Below are 24,087 nucleotides of genomic sequence, written 5' to 3' on the forward strand. Positions count from 1 at the left end.
ATATGAATAGAGGAATTCTAGGGCGGTACCTCCGGCGATGCAGTCGGTGTTAACCCGTGCGGCGTTTTCAGATGTGCAGGAGGGCGACCGGCAGATGCGCCAACACTTGGCCGAGCGCCAGGCGTGGCGACTGCAGCGTCTGACCGTCGAACGTGCTGTGCAGAGTGGCGTGCGCCAAGGCGGGCGGCAGGCAGACCGTGGTGTCGCGCCAGGCGCCTGCAGGGAAGATGGGCGTGGTCGCGTGGCCCAGCAGCGTGGAAACATGCAAGGGCACGATCACGACGACGGCCTGTTCGTCGAGTACGCGCGCGAACGCCAGCACGTGTTCCGCACCGCTGCCGGTGATGGCCAGCGGTTGGTAATCGCCGGATGCGAACACCGCCGGCAGCGCGGCGCGCACGGCCAGTGCGCGCGCCAGAACGGCCTGCTTGATGCGGCCATCGCTCCAATGCGCGAGCAACGAGGCGAGGCTATGGTCGGCGTGCGCGTGCAGCGCTCGCAGGGCGCGGTGCCGCGCGGCGTAGTCGACCGGCCGACGGTTGTCGGGGTCGACGAGGCTCGTGTCCCAGAAATCGGTGCCTTGGTAGAGATCGGGCACGCCGGGCGCTGTCACGCGCAGCAGCGTTTGCGCAAGGCCATTGACGGCGGCAGCCGGCGCCACGCTGTGCACGAATGCCGATAGTGATGGCAAGAACGTCGGCGCGGCATCCCCGGTGAGCAGCGTGAAGACGAAATCGCGGCAAGCGGCTTCGTAGTCGACGTCGGGCGCAAACCAGTCGGTGCGCAGCTTGGCTTCGCGCTGGCCTTTTTCCTGCCATTGCGCCACACGCTCCGCCAGCACACGCACGGCATCGGTGTCTTGCCAATCGAGCGCGGCAGGCCAGATGCCGACGAGCGTTTGGTACAGCATCCACTGTGCAGCAGGCGATGGGGTGGGGCCGCTCGGCAGATCGCGTACCCACGCCGCGTGTTCCGAGCGCCATTGATTGGCCGCCGCCAGCCATTGCGCGGGGCGCTCCGAGAGCACCGCCAAGCGCGCGCGCACGTCTTCGCCGCGCTTGTGGTCGTGCGTGGCGGTAGTGAGCATCGCGTGGGGCCAGGTGTGGGCGCGCGCCTGCATGGCGTGGTGGAAAGCGCGCGGGCTGATGGAAAACACCCCGGGGTCCGCACCGACCTCGTTGCGCGACAGCAGCCGCCCGTAGCGGTAGCAGGCCGTGTCTTCCACCGCCTTGGCCGCCACCGGCGACGACAACTGCTGGCACCGCCGCAACGCCAGCTGGTGCAGCCTGTCGTTGCCGCCGCGATTGCTGTCGTCAGGGTCGCCGCCCAGCCATGCATCGAGCCACAGCAATACCGGTTGATCGACACGGCGCAGGTAGGGCGTTGCGCCTCGCAAGGCGGCTCGCAAGATCGCCGTGTCTTGGGCATCCCGGCCATTGGCATTGGCATAGGTGCGATACACGGGCAAGTGCACCACCATCTCCGCCAGGGCGCGGCGGATGGCGTGCCATGTCACGTCATGACTGTCTTGCGCCTGTTGCGCGACGGCATGCAGCGCCGTGGTGGCTGCATCGAGTTCGGCTGCAAAGTGCTCATGCAGAATCTGGCGGCGTGCCGATAGCGCCGTGGCGGAGAAGGCCGCCTGTGCCGCAGGCGCGCCAATCCACGCCAGCCAGCCTTGCGTGAGCGCGTCCTCGCCATGGGCGTCATGCAGCAGCGCGTCGACCTGGTTCATGAAGTCGTAGCCGCTGGTGCCGTCGATCGCCCAGTCGGTGCGCATGGCTTCATCGTGGGCCAGGATCTTTTCGACGACGATCCACGGGCGGCCACTGCGGCGGTCGGCGGGGCGTTCGGCATGTTCGGCTTGCAAGCGCCGGCGCAGTTGGCGGCAATACGCGGGCGGGTCGGCCAGGCCATCCACATGGTCGATGCGTACGCCGTCGATCCAGCCCTGGCGGTATAGCCGGAACAGCAGCGCATGGGTGGCTTCAAACACTTCCGCGCGTTCCATGCGCAAGCCGGCCAGCGAACTGATGTCGAAGAAGCGGCGCCAGTTGATCTCGTCGTTGGCGGTGTGCCAGTGCGCCAGGCGCCAGTGCTGGCGCGCCATCAGGGCATCGAGGCGATCGGGCTGTGCGTTGAGCGTGCGCACCACGTTGGCGATATGCGCAGCGCCAGCGTCTGTCGCGGCAACGTGGCGGAGCGCGGCGCGTGCGGCTTCGGCGCGCTCCCGGCGCGTACGCAGCGAGCGCGTGGTGCCGGTTGCGGCAAAACCATCGGCCACGGCTTGCATGGCGGTGTCTGCATCGGCGGTGCGCAGCAGTGCCGCATAGTCCGCGAGGGCGATGGGGAAGCGGTGGTCGTAATACGCAACGGCCATCCGCGCGGCGGTGGTGTCGTATTCCAGCGTGAGCCGCCCACCGGCGAGCGCTTCGGCATAGGGCTCGCCCAGAAACGGCGCGAGCACCTTGTTGCGCAACGCAGGGTTGGCGGGTTGCCAGTCGATATCGAAGAAGCCCGCATAGGCACTGTCGGGGCCGGCTTCCAACACGTCGAGCCACCACGCGTTGTGCGCGCCGCCCACGCCCATGTGGTTCGGCACGATATCGACGATCAGGCCCATGCCGCGTGTGTGCAGCGCCTCGACCAGCAGTTCGAGTGCGGCTTCGCCACCCAGTTCGGGGTTCACCCGCGTGGGGTCGACCACGTCGTAGCCGTGCATCGATCCGGGCTGCGCCGTGGTGATGGGCGATGTGTAGAGGTGCGAAATGCCGAGCGCCGCAAAGTCGTCGAGCAACGCATGCGCATGGTCGAATGTGAAGCCGGCGTGCAGTTGCAACCGCACCGTAGCGCGTGGCATGAGCGAGGCAGGCGTTGGCGTGTTCATGGCGCGCTGTTGCGTGTTCTGCTGCGTGTGCTGGCCAGGGCAGCGAGGCGCGCCTGTACCGCGGGCGCCTCGAGCAACGCATCGATGGCGCCGGGCAGGCGGCGGCGCCAGTTCGGGTGCGTGTCGATCGTGCTGGGCAGGTTGGGCTGCTCCACGAGGCCCAGCAGGTCTTCCAGCGGGATGAGCGCCAACGGTGTGGGCGCCGCACCGGTGAAGATGGCGGCAGCGGTGGCGAAGTCCTCTGCGCTGGCCTGCAGCAGAGCGGTGACCAGCTCCGGCGTCGTGGCCGCGTGTGCCTGCTCCAACGTGGCTTGCAAGGGCGCCACGCCGATCAACGGCACACCCCCTTCGGCGAGTACGCGGCGGTTGTGCTCGGCAAAGGCTTCCACCAGGGCGATGCGATCGGCCATGCGTCGCGCGTGCGCTTCGCTTTCGCTCATGCCGGCGGGCAGCAGGCCGAGCTGTGCTTGCCAACGCAAGTCGTTGCCGAGCCACCAGCCGATGAGTGTGGGCAGATCGTGCGTGCTGGTCATCGCCACGGAAGCGGGCGCCCACGTGTGCGGTGCCTTGAACGGAGCATCGTCGTGCGTGTAATCGCGCTCAAACCAGAGGATGCGCATGCCGAGCAGGCCGTCGTCGGCAAGCTTGTCGCGCAGGCCCGCCGGCACGGTGCCCAAGTCTTCGCCGATGACGATGCAGCGGTTGCGCCACGACTCCAGCGCCACGAGCCGCAGCAGGTCTTGCATCGGATAGCGCAGATACACGCCATCGAGCGGCCGTGCGCCATCGGGAATCACCCACAGCCGCATCAGCCCGAGCACGTGGTCGATGCGCACGCCGCCCGGCACAGCCATCACCGCGCGCAGCATTTCGATGAAGGCGGCAAAGCCGTGCGTGCGCATGGCGCGCGGGCTGAAGGTGGTCAGGCCCCAGCCTTGGCCCTGTGCGTTGAACATGTCGGGCGGGGCACCCACGGTTACGCCGATCAGCACGTCTTGCTGATGGGTCCAGGCATGGCTGCCAGCGCTGTCGGTGCCCACTGCCAGATCAGCGATGAGGCCGATGGCCATGCCGGCGTCTTGTGCGCTGCGCTGTGCGGCGGCCAGTTGGCGGGCGGCGGCCCATTGCAGGAAAAGGTGGAAATCCACCTCGCTTTCCTGCTCGCGCGCGAAAGACTGCACGGCCAGGTAGCTGGGGTCTTGGTACTGCGCGGGCCACTGCCTCCAATACGCCGAGCCCAGCTGTGCGCTGAGCGCTTCGAACCGTGCATGGTGGAGCAGGCTCGCACCGGCAGCGGTGCAATGCGCGCGGTAGTCGCTGAGCAAGGCTTGTGCGGTGCTGTCGTTCAGAGGCGCTTGCTGTAGCCGACGGTGCAGGGCGCGCAACACCGTCATGCGCGCATGGCCGCTGGCCGGCCAGTCGATCAGCGGAGCCGCTTCCAGACGGGCGTAGTCATCGACGAGGTTGCAGTCGACCACCGCCCGGCGCACCGCCTCGTCGCCAAACAGCGCGGCCGGGTCGATCATCCACGCGTTCAAGAACAAGCGGCTCGACGGCGAGTACGGTGAATAGCGCTGCGCATCGGCGGAGAACATCGCATGCACCGGGCTCAGTGCCAGCGCATCCGCACCATGCTGTGCCAGTTGGCGTGCCAGTACGCCAGCGGCCGTGTAATCGCCCAGGCCTGCACAGACGGCGGCGTGGTCGGGTCTGCATCGCAGGCCGTAGAGTTGCGCAACGCTGCCCCACGGGCGCATTTCGGGGCAATTGTCTGCGGGGCGATCATGGGCACGCAGCGCGTCGGCCACGCCATAGCAGCGCGCCGGCGCGATGGCGAGCGTGCTTTCAATCGCAGCGCCTGCACCGGCGTCAATGCGCAGGCGGTGGTAGCCCGGCACCTGTACGGGCGCGAGGCGCAGCGTAGCGTGATGTGCGCTCGCACGGACGCCGACCTCGCCGCTGGCATGGCCTTCCTGTTCGAACTCGATCCGATACGGTTGGCCGCCGAGCAACGCAGCCTGCGGCGCCGCCGTCGTCAGTTCGATCGGCTCGCCGACCACGCCCGTAACCAGCGGCGGGATGGCGATGTGTTCGGCTTCCGCCCGCAGACGTGCCTGGCTGTCCGACACGTCAGCCGCGGTGCCGGCCGGCAGGCCGAGCGTGCCGAGCACCGCGCGCAGGACATCGTCTGACACGCGCATGGGCCGGCTGGCGGCGTCTTCCCAATCGACCAGCAAACCGGCTTCCGTTGCCAGTTGCTGGAGTGCTGTGTGTGGTGTGACGGGAGCGTTCATGGCGTGGGCAGATCAAGCCAGCATTGGTACGTGCAGCAGGGCGACGCACGCGCGCTCCGGCAGCTGGTGTGTGACAAGTGCCGCTGCCGCGCCCTCGCGCGATTCCTGCAGCAGGTCCGTTGGGCTACCGGCCAACGCGGTCGGCACGGCCACGGGTTGCGCACCCAGGTTGAGCGCGATGGTGAGCACGCTGCCATCGCCCAGGCGCCAGCGGGCCAGCACGCCGGTGGTGCCGAGCGGCACGGCATCGAGCGCGCGTGCGCCGGGCAGGCGCGGGATGATCTCCGCATGACGCAGCGCCAGCAGCCGATGCGTGCGGTTGAGCCACGCGATGTGCTCAGGGTTGGACGACCCTGCTTCGCCAGGGCACGAGGCGAGGTAGGTGCGCTCGTCGTTCGGGTCGGGAATGTGCTCGCGCTGCTGCGGGTCGGTAAACGCTGCGAACTTCGCAAACTCGCGCCGCCGCCCTTCGCGCACGGCATCAGCCAGGGCACCGTGGTGGCTGGTGAAGTACAAGAACGGGCACACGCTGCCCCATTCCTCGCCCATGAACAGCATCGGAATCTGCGGACACAGCAGCAACAGGGTTTGCGCGGCGTGCAGTGCATCGGGGTGGGCCAGGCGTGTCAGGCGATCGCCAAAGGCGCGGTTGCCGATCTGATCGTGGTTCTGCAGAAAGAGCACGAAGGCGGTGGGTGGCAGGTGCGTGCTCGGTTCGCCGCGCGGTGCGTTGTCATGGATGGGCGAAGGCTCGCCCTGGTAGCAAAAGCCTTCCTGCAGCACGCGCGCCAGGCGCTGCGCGGGTGCGTCGGCATAGGCGGCGTAATAGGCCTCGCGTTCGCCGGTCAACAGCACGTGCAGTGCGTTGTGGCCGTCGTCGCTCCATTGCGCGTTGAAGTCGCCGTGAGTGTTGGCTGCTGTGACACCCCCATGCAGCAGCGATGCCGCGTTGTGTTCGTTCTCCAGCACGAGGTGCACATGCCGGTCGGGCTCTACGGAGAGCCGCACGCGCCCCTCCAATTCGCCCAGCCAGTCGCGCTCGGTGATGGCATGCACGGCGTCGAGCCGCAGGCCATCCACGCGATATTCCATCAGCCACATCAGCGCGTTCTGGATGAAGAACTCGCGCACCTCGGGCACGCGAAAGTCGATGGCCGCGCCCCAGGGCGTGTGTACGTCATCGCGGAAGAAGCCGCGCGCATAGTGGTGCAGGTAGTTGCCGTCGGGACCGAAGTGGTTGTAGACCACGTCGAGGAACACCATGATGCCCAGGCCGTGCGCCGCGTCGATCAATGCCTTGAGCTCATCCGGCGTGCCGTAGCTGGCATCGGGCGCGAACGGCAATACACCGTCATAGCCCCAGTTGCGGGCGCCGGGAAACTCTCCCACCGGCATGAGTTCGATGGCCGTGATGCCAAGCCGTGCCAGTTCGTGCAAGCGCGCACGTACCCCACGGAAGCCGCCAAGGGTGCCGACGTGCAGTTCGTACAGCACCGTTTCGTGCCACGGGCGGCCGCGCCAGTCCGCATGCTGCCAGCGGTACTGCTGCGGATCGACAACGAGGCTCGGGCCTGCCACGTCTTGCCACTGCGCGCGCGCGGCAGGGTCGGGCACGGTCAACGTGATGCCATCCCGATGAGTGACGCGGTATCGGTAGCTCGCGCCGGCACCGACGGGCGCAACGACGGCATACCAACCGCCGGGCTCGGCTTCCATGCGGATGGCGCTGCTGCCGTTACTGCCGCCATTACCGGTACCGCTATCGATATCCACCCATGCATCGGTCGCGTCCGGTGCCCACAGGCGAAAGCGCGTGGAGCCATCGGGCAGGACGGTGGCGCCAAACGGCATGTCGTGCGCAAACCGGGCAGCGGATTCGGTCATGGTGTGCGGTCTCCCTCTTCGTTGCCGGCGGTGGGCTCGGATTGACTGGGGGCGGTGGGCTGCATGCGGGTGTCTTGCTGCGCATCGCGTTGCGTGTCCTGTGCGGGGTCGACCGTCTCGCCGGTGACGTCCGCATCGGGGTGGCCGGCAATGCGCGCAATGCTGGCGAGCTGCGTGGCCAACATCAGCACCACGCTGCGGCCCGCCACGCGTAGCGTGCTGCCGGTGTGCGGGCGGGCATCCTGCTCAGGCGCAGCGCTGTCGATGGCGAGCAGCCAATCCATGGCGGGCTCCGGCAGCGTGAAGGTCAGGTCGGCTGCCGCGCCATTGATGAGCAGCAGTGCCACGTGCGGCCGGGCCTCTCCGTCGATGGTCTCGATGCACGCACGGCGCAGCGCGAGAGCTCGGGCCTCGCTGTCGTTCCACGCCTCGGGCGACAGCACCTGGCCACGCTCGTCAAACCATGCGATGTCGGGCACGCCGGGCAGGATGTCGACATTGCCGTGCACGTAGTTCGGCCAGCGCAGCGCGGGGCTGGCGCGGCGCAGGGCGATGAGCCGCGCGGTGAAGTGCATGAGGGCCTGCCCCGGGCCCGTTTGCAGCAACGACCAGTCGAGCCAGGACATGGCGTTGTCCTGGCAGTACGCGTTGTTGTTGCCGTCTTGCGAGCGGCCGAACTCGTCACCCGCCAGCAGCATTGGCGTGCCGTTGGAGAAAAACACCGTCGCCAGCAACGCGCGCATCACGCGCTCGCGCGTGGCCTGGATGGTGCGGTCGTCGGTCGGGCCTTCGATGCCCCAGTTGGCGCTGCAGTTGTCGTTGTGGCCATCGCGGTTGTCTTCGCCATTGGCCTCGTTGTGCTTCTCGGCGTAGGTGGCGAGATCACGCAGCGTGAAGCCATCGTGCGAGGCCACGTAGTTGATGGAGGCCCACGGCCGCCGGCGCCTGCGGTCGAAGAGGTCCCCGCTACCAGTCAGGCGCGCCGCCAGGTCGGGCCGCTGGCCGGAATCTCCCCGCCAGAAGCGGCGGATGCCATCGCGAAAGCGGTCGTTCCATTCCGCAAAACCCGGTGGGTGGTTGCCCACCTGATAGCCGTCGGGGCCCACGTCCCACGGCTCTGCAATGAGCTTGACGGTGGAGAGCACCGGGTCCTGCCGCACGGCATCGAAGAAGCCCGAGCCTGGGTCGAAGCCGCCGCCCTCGCGCCCGAGCGTCACACCCAGGTCAAAGCGGAAGCCATCCACATGGAATGCGTTGACCCAGTAGCGCAGCGAATCCATCACCATCTGCAGCACGCGCGGGTGCGACAGGTTGAGCGTGTTGCCACAGCCCGTGTCGTTGATGTAATAGCGCTCCTGGCCGGGCACCAGGCGGTAGTAGCTGGCGTTGTCCAGGCCCCGGAACGACAGCGTTGGCCCCAGTTCGCTGCCCTCGCAGGTGTGGTTGTAGACCACGTCGAGCAGCACCTCGATGCCTGCCGCGTGCAACCGCCGGATCGCCACCTTCAGCTCGTGTACCGACGGGCCGGACAGATACGTCGGCTCCGGCGCAAAGAAACACAGCGTGTTGTAGCCCCAGTAGTTGCGCAGGCCGCGCTCGACCAGAAACTGGTCCTGCAAAAAAGCCTGCACGGGCAGCAGCTCAATCGCCGTCACGCCCAGCTTGTGCAGATGGTCGATGAACACCGGATCGCCTAGCGCGCTGAAGGTGCCGCGTTCGGGCGGCAGCAGATCCTCGCGCAGCATCGACACGCCGCGCACGTGTGCCTCGTAGATGACCGTGCGGGACCACGGGGTGTTGGGGCGCACGTCGTTGCCCCAGTTGAAGGACTCGTCGGTGACGATGCCCTTTGGCATGGCGGGGGCGCTGTCGCGGCGGTCGAGCGAAAGATCGCCGCGGTTGGAGTTCAGTCGATAACCGAAGAGCGCATCGGACCAGCGTAATGCGCTGACCAGCCGGCGGGCGTAGGGGTCGAGTAGCAGTTTGTGCGGGTTGAAGCGGTGGCCATGCTGTGGTTCCCACGGGCCGTAGGCGCGGTAGCCGTAGACGAGGCCGGCTTCCACGCCGGGGAGGTAGCCGTGCCAGATCTCGTCGGTGCATTCGGGCAGGGGGAAGCGGGTCAGCTCTTTGCGGCCGGTGGGGTCGAAGATGCAGAGTTCGATCTTGCTGGCGTTGGCGGAGAAGACAGCGAAGTTGATGCCTAGGCCGTCCCATTGGGCGCCTAACGGGAAGGGTTTGCCGGGGGAGAGGGAGCTTGGGAGACGGAGCATTCGTGGTTGGTGCTTGCGATGTTTTCTTGGCCTTGGTGGTCCATCTCCGTTTCACCCCCTGCCGGGGGCGACTCACTTTCTTTGTCTTGCCAAAGAAAGTAAGCAAAGAAAGGCGCGCCCGAGATGGCGAAAGACTCCTTGAATTTGTGTAACCGGGCGGAGGCCGGGAAAACTCGCTTCGCTCAAACAGTTCCCGGCCTTTTTTCCGCCCGCTTACACAAATTCATGGCGCCATCTAGGGCAGGGTACGGCCACACCATCTGTGAACCGCCCGTGGCGCTGCGTTTCTTGCCCCTTTCCACGGTTCAAAGCCCGATGCCGGTGTTCTGAACTCCGCTGTCGAAGCCCAAAGCTCCGATGCCGAAGCAAAAAGTGCCGAGCTCGGGGCTCCAACACTCAAGCGTGGGGCACAGGGGCTCGACTTCTGAGCCAATTGCTCCGACGCCCGAGCAAAAAGGTCCGATGGGTCGGAGCTCTGAGCCCCGAGCTTGGAGAAAAAAGCTCCGGCTTCGGAGCCCCAAGCACGGCGCGCGGAGCGATTTGCTCCACAGGCGACTCTCAAAGCTCGCCGATGCCGAGCTCAACGTGCCGACTGCGAAGATCAGCCCACCGAACACGAGGCAAATACGACGGAGCCCGGCAAACAGCGCGCCAAACACGAGGCTCCAAGCCCGACCCGCGCCCCCAAAACCGAGACCTCCGACGTCCTAACCTCCGCACCACGGCGCCAACATTGATCCCACGACGGTGGGGCCGTTCCTTGCCCTAGATGGCGCCTTGAATTTCTGTTGCAGGGAGGAAAAAGGAAGGGAAACTGTCTGAGCGAAGCGAGTTTTTCCCTTCCCCTCCCTGCGACATAAATTCAAGGAGTCTTTCGCCATCTCGGGCGCGCCTTTCTTTGCTTACTTTCTTTGGCAAGACAAAGAAAGTGAGTCGCCCCCGGCAGGGGGTGAAACAAGGGATGCACCACCAACAAAAAACCAAAACCAAAAAACTCAAACCTTAAAAACCACAACCCCAAGCGGTGGCAACCGCAACACCAACGACTGCCCCTGCCCATGCGCAGCCACATGATCCACATCCACCGCTCCACCATTCCCCAGATCACTACCGCCATACACGGCGGCATCCGTATTCAACACCTCACGCCACTGCACCGCCCCATCCGCCGGCGGCACACCAATGCGATACCCTTCCCGCGGCACCGGCGTCATGTTCGCCACCACCAGCATTGGCCGCCCCTCACCATCCAACCGCAGGAACGCGAACACGCTATTCGCCCGGTCATCCCCAATCACCCAGTTGAACCCTTCGGGCGCGCAATCCCGCGCATGCAATGAAGGCTCGCTCCGGTACAGCGCATTGAGGTCATGCACCAGCCGCTGCACGCCCCGGTGCCGCGGGTCATCCAGCAGATGCCACTCGGGTGAGGCATCGTGGTTCCATTCCCCCACCTGCCCAAACTCGCATCCCATGAAGAGCAGCTTCTTGCCGGGGTGCGTCCACATGAACGCCAGATAGGCGCGCAGATTGGCCAGCCGCTGCCATTCGTCGCCGGGCATCTTGCCGAGTAGCGAGCCCTTGCCGTGTACCACCTCGTCATGCGAGATCGGCAGGATGAAGTGCTCGGAGAACGCATACACCAGCCCGAACGTCATGCCGTCGTGATGGTGCTGGCGGTACACCGGGTCGCGCTGCATGTAGTGCAGCGTGTCGTGCATCCAGCCCATGTTCCACTTGTAGTCGAACCCCAGGCCGTTGAACTCCACGGGGGCGGTCACGCCCGGCCACGCGGTGGATTCCTCGGCGATGGTGATGGCGCCTGGGCACCGCTCGTGCACCACCGTGTTCATCTGCTGCAGAAAGGCGACGGCTTCGAGGTTTTCGCGGCCGCCGTATTGGTTGGGCACCCATTCGCCCGCGCGGCGGGAGTAGTCGCGGTAGAGCATCGAGGCCACGGCGTCCACGCGCAGGCCGTCAATGTGAAAGCGCTCCAGCCATTCCAGCGCGCTGGCGATCAGGAAGCCGCGCACTTCGTTGCGGCCGAAGTTGTAGATGAGCGTGTTCCAGTCCTGATGGAAGCCTTCGCGCGGGTCCTGATGTTCGTACAGCGATGTGCCATCGAATTGCGCAAGGCCGTGCGCGTCGGTCGGGAAATGCGCGGGGACCCAGTCGACGATGACGCCCAGGTTGGCCTGATGGCAGCGATCGACAAAACGTGCGAACGCTTCCGGTGAGCCGAATCGCGCGGAGGGTGCAAACAGCCCAAGCGGCTGATACCCCCAGCTGCCGCCAAACGGGTGCTCGGCCACGGGCAGCAGCTCGATATGCGTAAAGCCCAGCGCGGTGACGTAGGGGATCAGCCGATCGGCCAGCTCATCCCATTGCAGGTTGCGGCCGCCGTCTTCCAGGTCGCGCAGCCACGAGCCGGCGTGGACCTCGTAGATGCTGATGGGGGCGTCGGGCTTCTGGCGTGCGACGCGGCTCTGCATCCAGGCGTCGTCGCCCCAACGCAAGGGCGCCGGGTCGGCGATGACGGACGCGGTGGCCGGCGGTGGCTCGGTCTGGCGCGCGGTAGGGTCGGCCTTGACCACCAGGCGACCATCCGCGCCGATCAGCTCGAACTTGTAGCGTGTGCCGGGGCCCACGCCCAGGCCGCTGGGCAGGAACAGTTCCCACACGCCGGCCTGATGGCGCAGGCGCATCGGGTGGCGGCGGCCGTCCCATTGGTTGAAGTCGCCCACCACGGACACGCGCTGCGCATTCGGGGCCCACACCGCAAAGCGCACGCCGCTCATGCCATCCATCTTCATGGCTTGTGCGCCCAGGCAGCCGGCCAGCGTCCAGTGCGTGCCTTCGTTAAGCAGGTGCAAGTCCAGATCGCCCAGCAGCAGGCCGAAGGCATACGGGTCTTCGGTTTCCTGCACGGCTTCGTGCCCGGTGCCGGCGGGCCAGATGATGCGCAGGCGGTAGCTCTCCGGGTGTCCGTAGATTTCTTGCGCATCGGCGCGCAGGGGGCCGTGGAACAGTCCGGTCCGGCCCACGGGCGTCATCTCGGTGATGATCTGGCCGCGTGCATCGATGGCCTGTACGCGACGCGCGCCGGGATAAAAGGCGCGCACCATCCAGCGCGGTCCGTCGTTGGTGTCCACGCGATGCGGCCCCAGTACGGCAAACGGGTCACCCAGCCGGCCGTGCGTGAGCGCATCGACCTGCATCTGATCGACGCTGGGCGGCAGCACCATCGGCGGTTCTGGGGCGGTGGTCGTTTTGGGGCGGGTGGCAAAGTCGAGCGCGGTCACGGTGGGCCTCCGGTCGAGTCTTCCGCGGCGGGCAGTGGTGCTTCCGCATGCAGCAGACGGCGTGCCACGCGCGTGAAGCCCGCCAGCGGAATCGGCAGCCATGCGGGCCGGTTGGCACATTCGTAGTTGACCTCGTACGCGGCTTTTTCCAGCAGGAAGAGATCGAGTAGGTGCAGGTCGACCACCGGTTGGTCGAGCGCATTCAGATCGGGCCCACCGGGTTTGCCCACAGCGGCGGCATACGCTTCCAGGAAGCGTTCGGTCGAGGCTGAGCGGAACAGTTCAAGCAGTTGGTTGCGGCGTTCCTGCGCGGGGCCGGCCACGTGTTCGGGGCCCTGCCGCATGGCACCCACCACGTAGTCGAGCGAGCGCATCAGCCCGGCCACGTCGCGCAGCGGGCTCGTTTTGCGCCGGCGTTCCTCCACCGGGCGCGAGGGCTCGCCTTCAAAGTCGATGAGGAAGGCATCGCCCTGCGCCACCAGCACCTGGCCGAGGTGGAAGTCGCCATGGATGCGCGAGAGCGTGGCGCCCAGGCCGTCTTCGGCATGCGTGCGCGCGGCGTCGAGCAGCGCTTGGCGCTGCGACACCAGCCACTGCACATCGGGGTGAGGGTCGTTCTGCCGCTGCCATGCCGTCAGGTTGTCGAGCGCGCGTGTGAGCTGTTCGCTTACGCGGGCCGTCCAGTACGCAACGTCCTCCGCGTCGGCAATGCGCGCGCCAAAGCTTGGGTCTTCAGTGGGCGCAGCCAGGGCGGCGTGCAGTTCGCCCAGGCGCGTGCCGATCGTGCCGATAAAGCCGACGTAACCGGCCAGCGCCTCGTCGGTGTCCACGCGCGCTTCCGTCACCGCCGCCGGGGAAGACTCCCCATCACCTGCGGTCACGCCTTCCATCAGCACGGCCAGTTCGTCGATGGTGCGGCGCAGGTAGTCCAGTGCCCACGTCCACGCATCGCCCTGGTTGGGTACGAAGCTCTGCATGACGGCCAGCGTGGCGCGTTCGCCGTCCGCGCTGTGGTGCGAGACCTCGCCAACCAGCGCGGCGGTGTTGGCATAGCCCACGCGCGTGAGGTGGCGCGTCATCTCCACCTCGGGGTGGATACCGGTGGCGATGCGGCGGATCAGCTTGACGATGACGGATTCGCCAATCACCAGCGAGCTGTTCGATTGCTCGGCCGCCAGCCATTGGATGGGCGTGTCGGGCGCGAGCGGCAACGGGGCAGGGCGTACGCTGCCGGCCTCCGCACTCTCCACCGGTTCGGACAGCTCGGCGATATTCGGCTCGGGTTCGAAACGCACAGTGCCGTCGTTCGCTTCCAACGTCGTGCCGCGCACGAGGTTGGTGAGCAGCGCGCGGGCGAAGGTCTCGGTGGTGAAGGCGTCGGTCAGGTAGCCGACATGGCGGCCGCGCCGCACACGCGCCAGTGCGAGCTGAATCGGCAGTGCTGGCAGCGTGGCCGATTCCCACGCGATGGACAGCGGCAGCAGATAGCGCTCGACGCGCTCGGTGCCATCGGTGTTACCCAGCGTGACGGCCACTTCGTTGAGGAACACTTCGGGCCGTGTGGCGCCGGCCAGCGGCCGATTGGTGGACGCGGCATCCACCGGCACGGTCGCCCCCCAGGCGAACTTCGCGCTGCGCAACACGCTGTCCTTGGCGGCAAACCAGCGGCGCTTGGGCAGATACGTCGGCAGGATCTCGCGTTCGATCAGCTGGCGGTGCGCTTCGCGCTGGCGCGTGTCGGACACGGCATCGAGCCCCGCGCGCAACACCAGCGTGGTGAACTCGGGCAACTGTTCGGCCGCCGGTTGCGCCCAGCTCGGGCCGGGCTCGTTCTCGCGCAGCTCCAGCCAGTAAAACGCATACGGCGGCAGCGTGAGCAGATACGAGAGTTGCCCGATGGGCGGAAACGCCGTCCCCCCAATCAGCTCCACCGGCACGCGCTGCGCATATGCCGATAGGTCCAACTCCACCGCCTGCGACGCACGCGACAGATTCGCCACGCACAGGATGGGCGCCTCCCCTTCCAGCGCGCGGACATACGCCAGCACCTTGCGATTGGACGGCTGCAAGAACTGGATGGACCCACGCCCGAACACGCGGTGCCGCTTGCGCGTGGCCAGCAGCCGACGCGTCCAGTTCAGCAGCGAATGCGCATCGCGGCTCTGCGCTTCCACGTTCACCGATTCATAGCCGTACAGCGAGCCCATGATGGCCGGCAGCACAAGCTGTTCGGGGTCGGCGCGCGAGAAGCCGCCGTTGCGGTCGGGCGACCATTGCATGGGTGTGCGCACGCCGTCGCGGTCGCCCAGGTGGATGTTGTCGCCCATACCGATCTCGTCGCCGTAGTACATGACGGGCGTGCCGGGCATGGAGAACAGCAGGCTATTCATCAGTTCGACGCGGCGGCGGTCACGCTCCAGCAGCGGCGCCAGGCGTCGGCGGATGCCGAGGTTCAGCCGCGCACGGCGGTCGCTGGCGTAGACCTCCCACAGGTAGTCGCGCTCGGCATCGGTCACCATTTCGAGCGTCAACTCGTCGTGGTTGCGCAGGAAGATGGCCCACTGGCAGGCGTTGGGCACCTCCGGTGTCTGCCGCATGATGTCGGTGATCGGGAAGCGGTCTTCCCGCGCGATCGCCATGTACATGCGCGGCATCAGCGGAAAGTGGAACGCCATGTGGCATTCGTCACCCGCGCCGAAGTATTCCTGTGTGTCTTCCGGCCACTGGTTGGCCTCGGCCAGCAGCAGGCGGTTCTTGAATTCCGCATCCATGGCCGCGCGGATCTTGCGCAGCACGGCGTGTGTCTCGGGCAGGTTTTCGTTGGAGGTGCCTTCGCGCTCCACCAGGTAAGGCACGGCATCCAGCCGCAGGCCGTCCACGCCCAGGTTCAGCCAGAATTTCATCACGCCCAGCACCGCTTTCAGCACGCGCGGGTTGTCGAAGTTCAGGTCAGGTTGGTGCGAATAGAAGCGGTGCCAGTAGTAGGCCTTGGCCACCGGGTCCCACGTCCAGTTGGAGGGCTCACTGTCGATGAAGATGATGCGCGTGCCGGCGTACTTCTTGTCGTTGTCCGACCACACGTAGAAGTCGCGCAGCGCAGACCCTGGCTTGGCGCGCCGCGCACGCTGGAACCACGGGTGCTGATCCGACGTGTGGTTGATGACGAGCTCGGTAATCACCCGCAGGCCGCGTGCATGCGCCTCGGCAATGAAGCGGCGTGCATCGGCCATGGTGCCGTAGTCGGGGTGCACGCCACGGTATTCGGCGATGTCGTAGCCGTCATCCCGGCGCGGCGACGGGTAGAACGGCAGCAGCCAGATCACATCCACACCCAGCTCGGCGATGTAGTCGAGCTTGGAGATCAGGCCGGGGAAATCCCCCACGCCATCGTTGTCCGAATCGCAGAACGACTTGACGTGGATCTGGTAGATGACGGCGTCCTTGTACCAGAGCGGGTCGTCCACCAGCAGCGCGGTCGGGTTGCGCGTCATGACGGTTGCTCCTCCGATGGCAGGGCCGGGCGCACGCGCCAGATGGCAAACGGCTGCTCGGGCTCCAGGCGGATGTGCTGCCACTTGCCGCGCCATACCGTGCGCTGATTGGTGACGAGGTTTTCGGCCATCAGCGCGCCGTGGTCGGGCAGGCCCCATTGCCACAGCGGTAGCTCGATGTCGGATTCGTGCGCGTGGCTTGGGTCGAGGTTGATGGCGACGAACAGCGTGTTGTCGCCAAAGCGGTCTGCGGGAAGCGCATTGGCCAGCTCCGCAGGCGGGTTGTTTGACTGCGCGGGCAGCACGGGCGGCGTCGATTTGCTGAAGAACAGGATGTGCTCGCCGGATGCCGGCTGGAACGTCACGCCCAGGTGCGAGTGCAGCGCGGGGTTGGCGCGGCGGATGCGGTTGAGCAGAGCGATCTCTTTGACGATGTTGCCGGGGCGGTCGTGGTCCCACGCGCGCAGCTGGTACTTCTCGGAATCGAGGTACTCCTCCTTGCCCGGCACTGGCGCACCTTCACACAGCTCGAAGCCGTTGTACACGCCCCAGAGGCCCGACAGCGTGGCGGCCAGCGCGGCACGAATCAGAAACCCTGGTCGGCCCGACGTCTGCAGGAATATCGGGTTGATGTCCGGCGTGTTGACGAAGAAATGCGGGCGGAAATATTCCCGCACCGGTGTGCGCGTGAGTTCGTTCAGGTAATCAATGAATTCCTGCTTGGTGTGCCGCCACGTGAAGTACGTGTACGACTGCGAGAACCCGACCTTCGCCAGCCGGTACATCACCTTGGGCCGCGTAAAGGCTTCGGACAGGAACACCGCATCGGGGTAACGCGCGCGTACCTCGCCGATCATCCATTCCCAGAACGGCAGCGGCTTGGTGTGCGGGTTGTCGACGCGGAACAGGCGCACGCCTTCGTCGGCCCAGAACATCACCACATCGCGCAGTGCGGTCCACAGACCGGGTTTGGCGTCGTGCGCATAGAAGTCGACGTTGACGATGTCTTCGTACTTCTTGGGCGGGTTCTCGGCGTATTTGATGCTGCCGTCGGGGCGCCACGCAAACCAGCCGGGGTGCTCGCGCAGCCAGGGGTGGTCGGGTGAGCATTGGATGGCGAAGTCGAGCGCCAACTCCAGGCCCTTCTCGCGTGCGGCGTCACGCAGGCGGCGGAAATCGTCCAACGTGCCGAGCTGCGGGTGGATGGCATCGTGCCCGCCCTCTGCAGCGCCAATGGCGTAGGGGCTACCCGGGTCATCGGGCCCGGCCTGCAGGCTGTTGTTACGGCCCTTGCGGTTGGTGCGGCCGATGGGGTGGATGGGCGGGAAATACAGCACGTCGAACCCCATGCCGCGAATGGCGCCCAGCCGGCGGATCACGTCATCGAAGGTGCCGTGCCGGTGTTCGTCGTCTGAAGCCGAGCGCGGAAAGATCTCGTACCAGCTGGCGAAAGCTGCACCGCCGCGTTCGACCTCCAGCGGGTATGACACGCTCTCCACATAGAACGGCCGATAGTGCGACGCCTGCGCCATCACGTGCGCAGTCACCGGGTCCAGCAGCAACTGCAGGCGGCGGGCGTCGTCGGCATCGGCAAGCAGATGGGCGAGCTTATGCAGGGCATCGACGGGCGCGTCCTTGGGTGCATGCTCGGCGGCCTGTGCAACCAGGCGCGCGCCTTCTTCCAGCTCCAGCGTCACGTCGACACCGGCGGTGTGTTTCTTCTCCAGCTCCGAACGGTAGGTGCCAAACGCATCGCGCCAGGCACCGATGGCGTACAGGTGCCGCCCGAGCCGTTCGGGCCGGAACGCGCTGCGCCAGCGGTCATTGCCCAGCGGCACCATTGGCACGTGCTGCCAGGTGTCTTCATCCTGCGCGCGCCACAACAGATGCACGGCCAACTGATCGTGCCCATCCATGAGCACATCAGCTTCAACGACGATGTCGTCGCCCACCAGGCGTTTCACGGCAAAGCGGCCATCGTCCACGGACGGCTGTACCTGCTCGATGCCGATGCGCGGGGAGGCAATGGCAGCGTTGACCGGCTCCTTTGCGCTACTAGCCTTGGTGCGTGTGCCCTTGGTGGGTCCTACGCCGGCAAAACGCACCGGTGCATTGCGGAACACGCGCCACACCTGTACGTCACCGGGTAGCAGATCAATTTCGGCTAACGGCCGGGCGGTGGGGCGGAGCGTGTCATCGCAACTGCCGGCCGGCTCGGTCAGCAGGTCCAGCGCCACGCCGCGCGTAAAGCCGCCGGCCACGCCGGGCAGGAAATGATCCGTATGCACCGATACGCCCATGTGCAGATCGGGGTTGATGACGACCAGCGTGGCGGCATCGCTGGCGCGCAGGTCGGGGCCATCGGCACGCAGCAGGGCGGCGGCGGGTGCGTCGGGGCCGGTCAGCATGCGCAGTTCGGCATGCGGCGCGATGGTGTTGGCTTCGCGGGCCGCGCGGATGGTGGCGTTCACGTCGCGCACCGCATCGCTCAGGTCGAAGGCAGCATGCGCGTCGATCCATTGCTGGTCGGATGGGTCACCGCGCTCGGCCAGCATCGGCAGCAAGGCGCCGCGCTCGAAGCCCAGCGGCATCAGCCAGCCGGCATCCAGCGTGTCCGCCACGTGAAGCAGGCGGCGATAGGCGCGTTCACGCACCATCGCATCGCCAAACGCTTGTCCGTAGCGGGTGCCGAAGGGCGCTTCTACCGTGGCGATGGGTGGCGCGACGGCGGCCAGGCGTGCGTGTTCCTCCACCATCCAGCCGGCACGGAAATCCCACCAGCGCAATGACGAGAACGTGGCGTCAAAGCCCGCACCCGCCAGGGCTTCCACGGCACCGGCATCCATGCCCGGCGTCCAGGCGAGGAAGCGTGTGGCAGTGTCCTTGCGCACGTCGGCAATGAGCGTACGCCAGCGCTCCGCAGGTAGGCGTGCTGGTGCTTCGCAGCGGAAACCGCCGATGCCCAACGCGGCCCACGCGCGCAGCTGCTGCGTCCACCACGCGAGGATGGCGTCGGCGTAGCGTGGGTCGTGGTGGCGGAAGCAGGCCACTTCCAGATGAGATGGCGGCAGGCGTGGGTCGAGTGCGTTGCCGTCTTCCGCGCGGGCGGTGAACCAGTCGGGGTGATCGTCGCGCAGTGGGGCATCGGCAGCCACGCGGTCGATCACGAGGTCGAGCAGCAGCGTGAGGCCGCGCTGTCGGCACGCGCTGGCGAGGGCGGCCAGGTCCGCATCCGCCGCTCCGCCGCCCAGCGCGGCATGCAGTTGCGCATGGTCGCGCGTGGCGAACACGTTGCCACCTGCACTCACCGCAAACGGCGGCGCCATCAGCACATGGTCAAAGCCGAGGGAGGCAATGCGATCGAGCACGCTGTCCCAGCGGTCCAGTCGGCCGAGTTGGAGCGGATGCACGTAACAAATGGCGGGCGCGTAGACCGGCGCCGTAGCCGGACGCGAAGCGGCTTTGGCGACTGCCTTGGCTTCGCTGCCGGGCGGTTTGCCCGCCTTGAGCGCGGCGGTGGTCTTGCTTGGCGTGGTGGGTTTGGGTGTCTGGGTTGAAGGCATGCGTGACAGCCGGTGCGAACGTCAGGCGCGGATCTTCTCGGCGCTGGCGGCGCGCGCCACGGCGTGCGCGCGGACTTCGTCGGACAACGCCGTCGTGCGCGGGCGGACGGGCGTGCGCTCGGTGGGTTTGTCCCGGCGGGGCAGGGCCGCGGCGTCGGGTGTCGGTGCGGACAGCGCCAATGTCGGCATCGGCGTGGCGGCGGGCACCAGCGTGCGGTACAGCGCGACGTATTCGCGTGCCGGCTGCGACCAGCCGAAGTCTGTCGTCATGCCGTTGTATTGCAGGATGCGCCACGCCTGCGGCTGTGCGAACACCCGCAGCGCGCGCTCGACAGCGGCGACCATCGCCTCTGCGGTGTCCCCGTCGAATAGGAAACCCGTAGCGCCGCGCCAGGCGGCTTCAGGCGAGCCCCGATCCGTGATGGTGTCGACCAGTCCGCCCACGCGGGACGCCACTGGCACGGTGCCATAGCGCATCGCATAGAGCGGCGTGAGGCCACACGGCTCGAAGCGGCTGCCGTGCAGGAGAAGGTCGGCCCCCGCATGCAGCAGGTGGGCATGCGCCTCGGTGTAGCCGATCTGGGCCGCCATCTGGCGCGGGTAGCGGGCGGTCAGTTGCGCCATGCCGCTTTCGTATGCATGTTCGCCGCAGCCGAGCACGGCCACTTGCAGGCGCGGGTTCGATTCCAGCAACTGCGGCAGCGCCTGCAACGCCACGTCCGCCATCTTTTGATGCGTAAGGCGACTGCCGAGCGCCAGCAGCGGGGCTTGCGCGTCTTCCGGCAAGCCGAAGCGTTGCTGCAGCGCGCGCCTCGCGGCGTGTTTGCCGTTCAGGTCGGCGGCAAAGAATGGGCGTGGCAGGAATGGGTCCTTGGCCGGGTTCCACACATCGTTGTCGATGCCGTTGAGAATGGCGACCAAGTCTTGCTGGCGGGCGCGCAGCACGTCTTGCATGCCGCAGCCGGCAGCGTCAGTCAGGATCTCGCGCGCATACGCGTGGCTGACGGTGCTGATGCGGTCGGTCCACAGCAGCCCCGCCTTGAGGAAGCTGAGCTGGCCCCAGAACTCCGCCGCCAGTGCGACGTCGGGCGGTACGCCAATCTGCGGTGCCATCTCCATCGGGAAATTGCCCTGAAAGGCCAGGTTGTGCACCGTGAAGACGGTCTTGGCGCGTGCACCCGCGCGCCGCATGAACAGCGGCACCAAGCCCGTGTGCCAGTCATGCGCCTGCACGATGTCGAAGCTGGGCGTGCCCGGTACCCCCGCAGCTACGCGCGCCGCCGCCTGGCTGAACGCGGCAAAGCGCAGCGCGTTGTCGTCATACGGCGTACCGTGGTCGTCCAGATACGGGTTGCCCGGCCGATCGAACAGGGCCGGCGCATCGAACAGCAACACCGGCACCCCGTGCGGGCCCATGGTTCCCTTGAGAAGACGCGCGCGTCCACCGGGCAGGTCGGTCCACTCACAGACGGTCTGGGTGCGCTGCATCTGGGCGATGGCGCCGGGGTAGCCCGGCAGCATCACCGTCACGTGCAGGCCGGCACGCTGCAGCGCACCGGCGCAGGCGCCCACCATATCTCCCAGCCCGCCGGTCTTGGCCAGGGGCACCGCTTCTGAAGCGACAAAGAGGACATTCAGCGACAAGGTCATGCTCCCGGAGGAACCGCCATCACTCCGGCCTCGGCCGCCCGCATGAGCGAGGGCCGGGCGCCGATGTGCGGCAGAGGTTGCGATCCTCCCCGTCGCGCAAGAGCTATGCCAGTCGGACGGACGCTGACACGCGTGCCACGCCGGCGCATGCCGTGCCTTGGCAGGCAGTGAGGATCACCGTGCGTGGCGGTTCACCCAAGCACGTGCGGGGTGTGCAACGTGGGGATGCGCGATGTAATTTCGCCTATGGCGCTGGGGGCACATTCGCTGGGCGATCGAGAGACTCGAGAGAGCTGTCGCGGAGGCTCGATGTCAGACGCCGGGCAGAGCGGCGACTTGAGGCGGGAGATAGCGTGATAGAAAAAAACAATCAATAAAATCAGATCAATCAACTTGTGCAATGCATCGAACGACGATACGATCCACTCCGTTGTCAACCAAGCAACCCCAACCGAAAACCACTATGTCGCTGATCAATACTCAAGTCCAACCGTTCAAGGCCCAAGCGTTCCACAACGGCAAGTTCATCGAAGTTTCGGATGAGTCGCTCAAGGGCAAGTGGTCCGTGCTGATCTTCATGCCGGCCGCATTCACCTTCAACTGCCCGACCGAAGTGGAAGACGCAGCGGACAACTACGCTGAATTCCAGAAGGCTGGCGCTGAGGTCTACATCGTCACGACCGACACGCACTTCTCGCACAAGGTGTGGCACGAAACCTCGCCGGCAGTCGGCAAGGCCCAGTTCCCGCTGGTGGGTGACCCGACGCACCAACTGACCAACGCCTTCGGCGTGCACATCCCTGAAGAAGGCCTGGCTCTGCGCGGCACGTTTGTGATCGACCCGCAAGGCGTGATCAAGACGATGGAAGTGCACGACAACGCCATCGCCCGCGACGTGAAGGAAACGCTGCGCAAGCTCAAGGCTGCCCAGTTCGTCGCCAACAACCCGGGCAACGTGTGCCCGGCCAAGTGGAACGAAGGCGCGAAGACCATCAAGCCGTCGCTCGACCTGGTTGGCAAGATCTAAGTTGTAAGGCTGTTTGCTGCAGAAATGCAGCGGAAAAAACGGCCGGCTCTGCCGGCCGTTTGCTTAAGGGCGCAGGCATGTGCCGCGCCCTGTAACTGAATCAAAAACGAATAAAGGAAGTCGTCATGCTGGACGCTGATGTCAAGGCCCAACTGAAGGCCTACCTCGAACGCCTCGTGCAGCCCATTGAGCTGGTCGCCAACGTCGATGACAGCGAGGGCTCCCGCGACATGATGGACCTGCTGCGTGATGTGGCCGAGCAGTCCAGCATGATCGTGCTGACAGAACAACGCGATGCCGCCGAGCGCGCGCCGTCGTTCCAAATCCGCCGCACCGGCGCCGATGTGAGCGTGCGTTTTGCCGCCATCCCGACGGGCCACGAGTTCACCTCGCTCGTGCTGGCGCTGCTGCAAGTGGGCGGCTATGCCCCCAAGCTCGAAGCCGACGTCATCGAGCAGATCCGCAATATCGAAGGCGATTTCCGCTTCGAGACCTACATGTCGCTCACGTGCCAGAACTGCCCGGACGTGGTCCAGGCGCTGAACGTGATGTCCGTGATCAACCCGCGCATCCAGCACGTCGCCATCGACGGCGCGCTGTATCAGGGCGAGATCGAAGCGCGCCAGATCATGGCCGTGCCGACCGTCTTCCTGAACGGTGAAACGTTTGGGACGGGCCGCATGGGCGTGGAAGAGATCCTCGCCAAGATCGACACCGGCGCCGCCGCGCGTGATGCCGAGAAGCTGGCCGCCAAGGAAGCGTATGACGTGCTGATCGTCGGCGGTGGCCCCGCTGGCGCAGCGGCTGCCGTGTACGCGGCACGCAAGGGCGTGCGTACCGGTGTGGTGGCCGAGCGTTTTGGCGGCCAGGTGCTCGACACGCTGGGCATCGAGAACTTCATCTCCGTGCAGGAGACCGAAGGGCCGAAGTTTGCCGCCGCGCTGGAGCAGCACGTGCGCCAGTACGACGTCGACATCATGAACACGCAGCGTGCGGTCAAACTCACGCCGGCCGATGTGCCGGGCGGGTTCGCCGAGGTGACGCTGGCCAACGGCGCAGTGCTCAAGGGCCGCTCGATCATCCTGTCGACCGGCGCACGCTGGCGCAACGTCAACGTGCCCGGCGAGCAGGAATACAAGAACAAGGGCGTGGCCTACTGCCCGCACTGCGATGGCCCGCTGTTCAAGGGCAAGCGCGTGGCCGTGATCGGCGGCGGCAACTCGGGCGTGGAAGCGGCGATCGACCTGGCTGGTCTGGTGAGCCACGTCACGCTGGTCGAATTTGCTGGCGAGCTGAAGGCCGATGCCGTGCTGGTGCGCAAGCTGCAAAGCCTGCCGAACGCGACCATCGTCACCAACGCGCAGACCACCGAGATCACCGGTGATGGCCAGAAGGTCAACGGCATGCGCTACAAGGACCGCGTGGGCGGTGTCGAGCATGAAATTGCGCTGGAAGGCGTGTTCGTGCAGATCGGCCTGGTGCCCAACACCGAATGGCTGGATGGCGCGGTGGAACGCAACCGCTTCGGCGAGATCGTCGTCGATGCGCGCGGCCAGACCAGCGCAGAAGGCGTGTTCGCTGCAGGCGATGCGACCACGACGCCGTACAAGCAGATCATCATCGCCACGGGTGATGGTGCGAAGGCGGCACTGTCGGCGTTCGATCATTTGATCCGCGTGCCGCTGGCGGAAGCTGCCTGAAGCTGGAATCAAGCTGTAT

General features: G+C 66.4%; 10 protein-coding genes. 2 read left to right on the forward strand and 8 right to left on the reverse strand.

What is annotated here, in order from left to right; translation table 11 throughout:
- Positions 1-67 precede the first annotated feature (67 nt).
- From treY to glgA, 8 genes are all read right to left on the reverse strand, one after another.
- Positions 68-2,887: a malto-oligosyltrehalose synthase gene (gene treY / locus ACN9M1_RS25605; protein ID WP_426399666.1), complete on the reverse strand. Its 2,820-nt coding sequence runs from the start codon at positions 2,885-2,887 to the stop codon at positions 68-70.
- Positions 2,884-5,181, reverse strand: coding sequence for a 4-alpha-glucanotransferase (malQ, locus tag ACN9M1_RS25610; protein ID WP_426399667.1), 2,298 nt, complete (start codon positions 5,179-5,181; stop codon positions 2,884-2,886). The genes treY and malQ overlap by 4 nt, the downstream gene beginning before the upstream one ends.
- Before the next feature lie 12 nt (positions 5,182-5,193).
- Positions 5,194-7,065 (reverse strand): malto-oligosyltrehalose trehalohydrolase, encoded by a 1,872-nt coding sequence (gene treZ / locus ACN9M1_RS25615; protein ID WP_426399668.1) that lies wholly within the window; start codon positions 7,063-7,065, stop codon positions 5,194-5,196.
- Positions 7,062-9,335 (reverse strand): glycogen debranching protein GlgX, encoded by a 2,274-nt coding sequence (gene glgX, locus ACN9M1_RS25620; RefSeq protein WP_426399669.1) that lies wholly within the window; start codon positions 9,333-9,335, stop codon positions 7,062-7,064. Before glgX ends, treZ begins: the two co-directional genes overlap by 4 nt.
- 995 nt (positions 9,336-10,330) lie before the next feature.
- Positions 10,331-12,637, reverse strand: coding sequence for a 1,4-alpha-glucan branching protein GlgB (gene glgB / locus ACN9M1_RS25625; protein WP_426399670.1), 2,307 nt, complete (start codon positions 12,635-12,637; stop codon positions 10,331-10,333).
- The gene (gene treS / locus ACN9M1_RS25630; RefSeq protein ID WP_426399671.1) at positions 12,634-16,128 is read right to left on the reverse strand and encodes a maltose alpha-D-glucosyltransferase; all 3,495 of its coding nucleotides are present in this window, start codon (positions 16,126-16,128) and stop codon (positions 12,634-12,636) included. The genes glgB and treS overlap by 4 nt, the downstream gene beginning before the upstream one ends.
- Positions 16,125-19,691: a maltotransferase domain-containing protein gene (locus tag ACN9M1_RS25635; RefSeq protein WP_426399672.1), complete on the reverse strand. Its 3,567-nt coding sequence runs from the start codon at positions 19,689-19,691 to the stop codon at positions 16,125-16,127. The genes treS and ACN9M1_RS25635 overlap by 4 nt, the downstream gene beginning before the upstream one ends.
- Positions 19,692-19,712: 21 nt before the next feature.
- Complete coding sequence (gene glgA, locus ACN9M1_RS25640; RefSeq protein WP_426399673.1) at positions 19,713-21,341, reverse strand: glycogen synthase GlgA; 1,629 nt, start codon at positions 21,339-21,341, stop codon at positions 19,713-19,715.
- 463 nt (positions 21,342-21,804) lie between these two features.
- Between glgA and ahpC the strand changes: the two genes are divergently transcribed.
- Entirely contained in the window at positions 21,805-22,368 is a 564-nt protein-coding gene (ahpC, locus tag ACN9M1_RS25645; RefSeq protein WP_199032869.1) for an alkyl hydroperoxide reductase subunit C, read from the forward strand.
- A 125-nt stretch (positions 22,369-22,493) separates the two neighbouring features.
- Positions 22,494-24,068, forward strand: coding sequence for an alkyl hydroperoxide reductase subunit F (gene ahpF, locus ACN9M1_RS25650; protein WP_426399674.1), 1,575 nt, complete (start codon positions 22,494-22,496; stop codon positions 24,066-24,068).
- The last annotated feature ends 19 nt before the right edge of the window (positions 24,069-24,087 follow it).

Source organism: Ralstonia sp. R-29, from assembly GCF_049913345.1.
Lineage (GTDB): Bacteria > Pseudomonadota > Gammaproteobacteria > Burkholderiales > Burkholderiaceae > Ralstonia.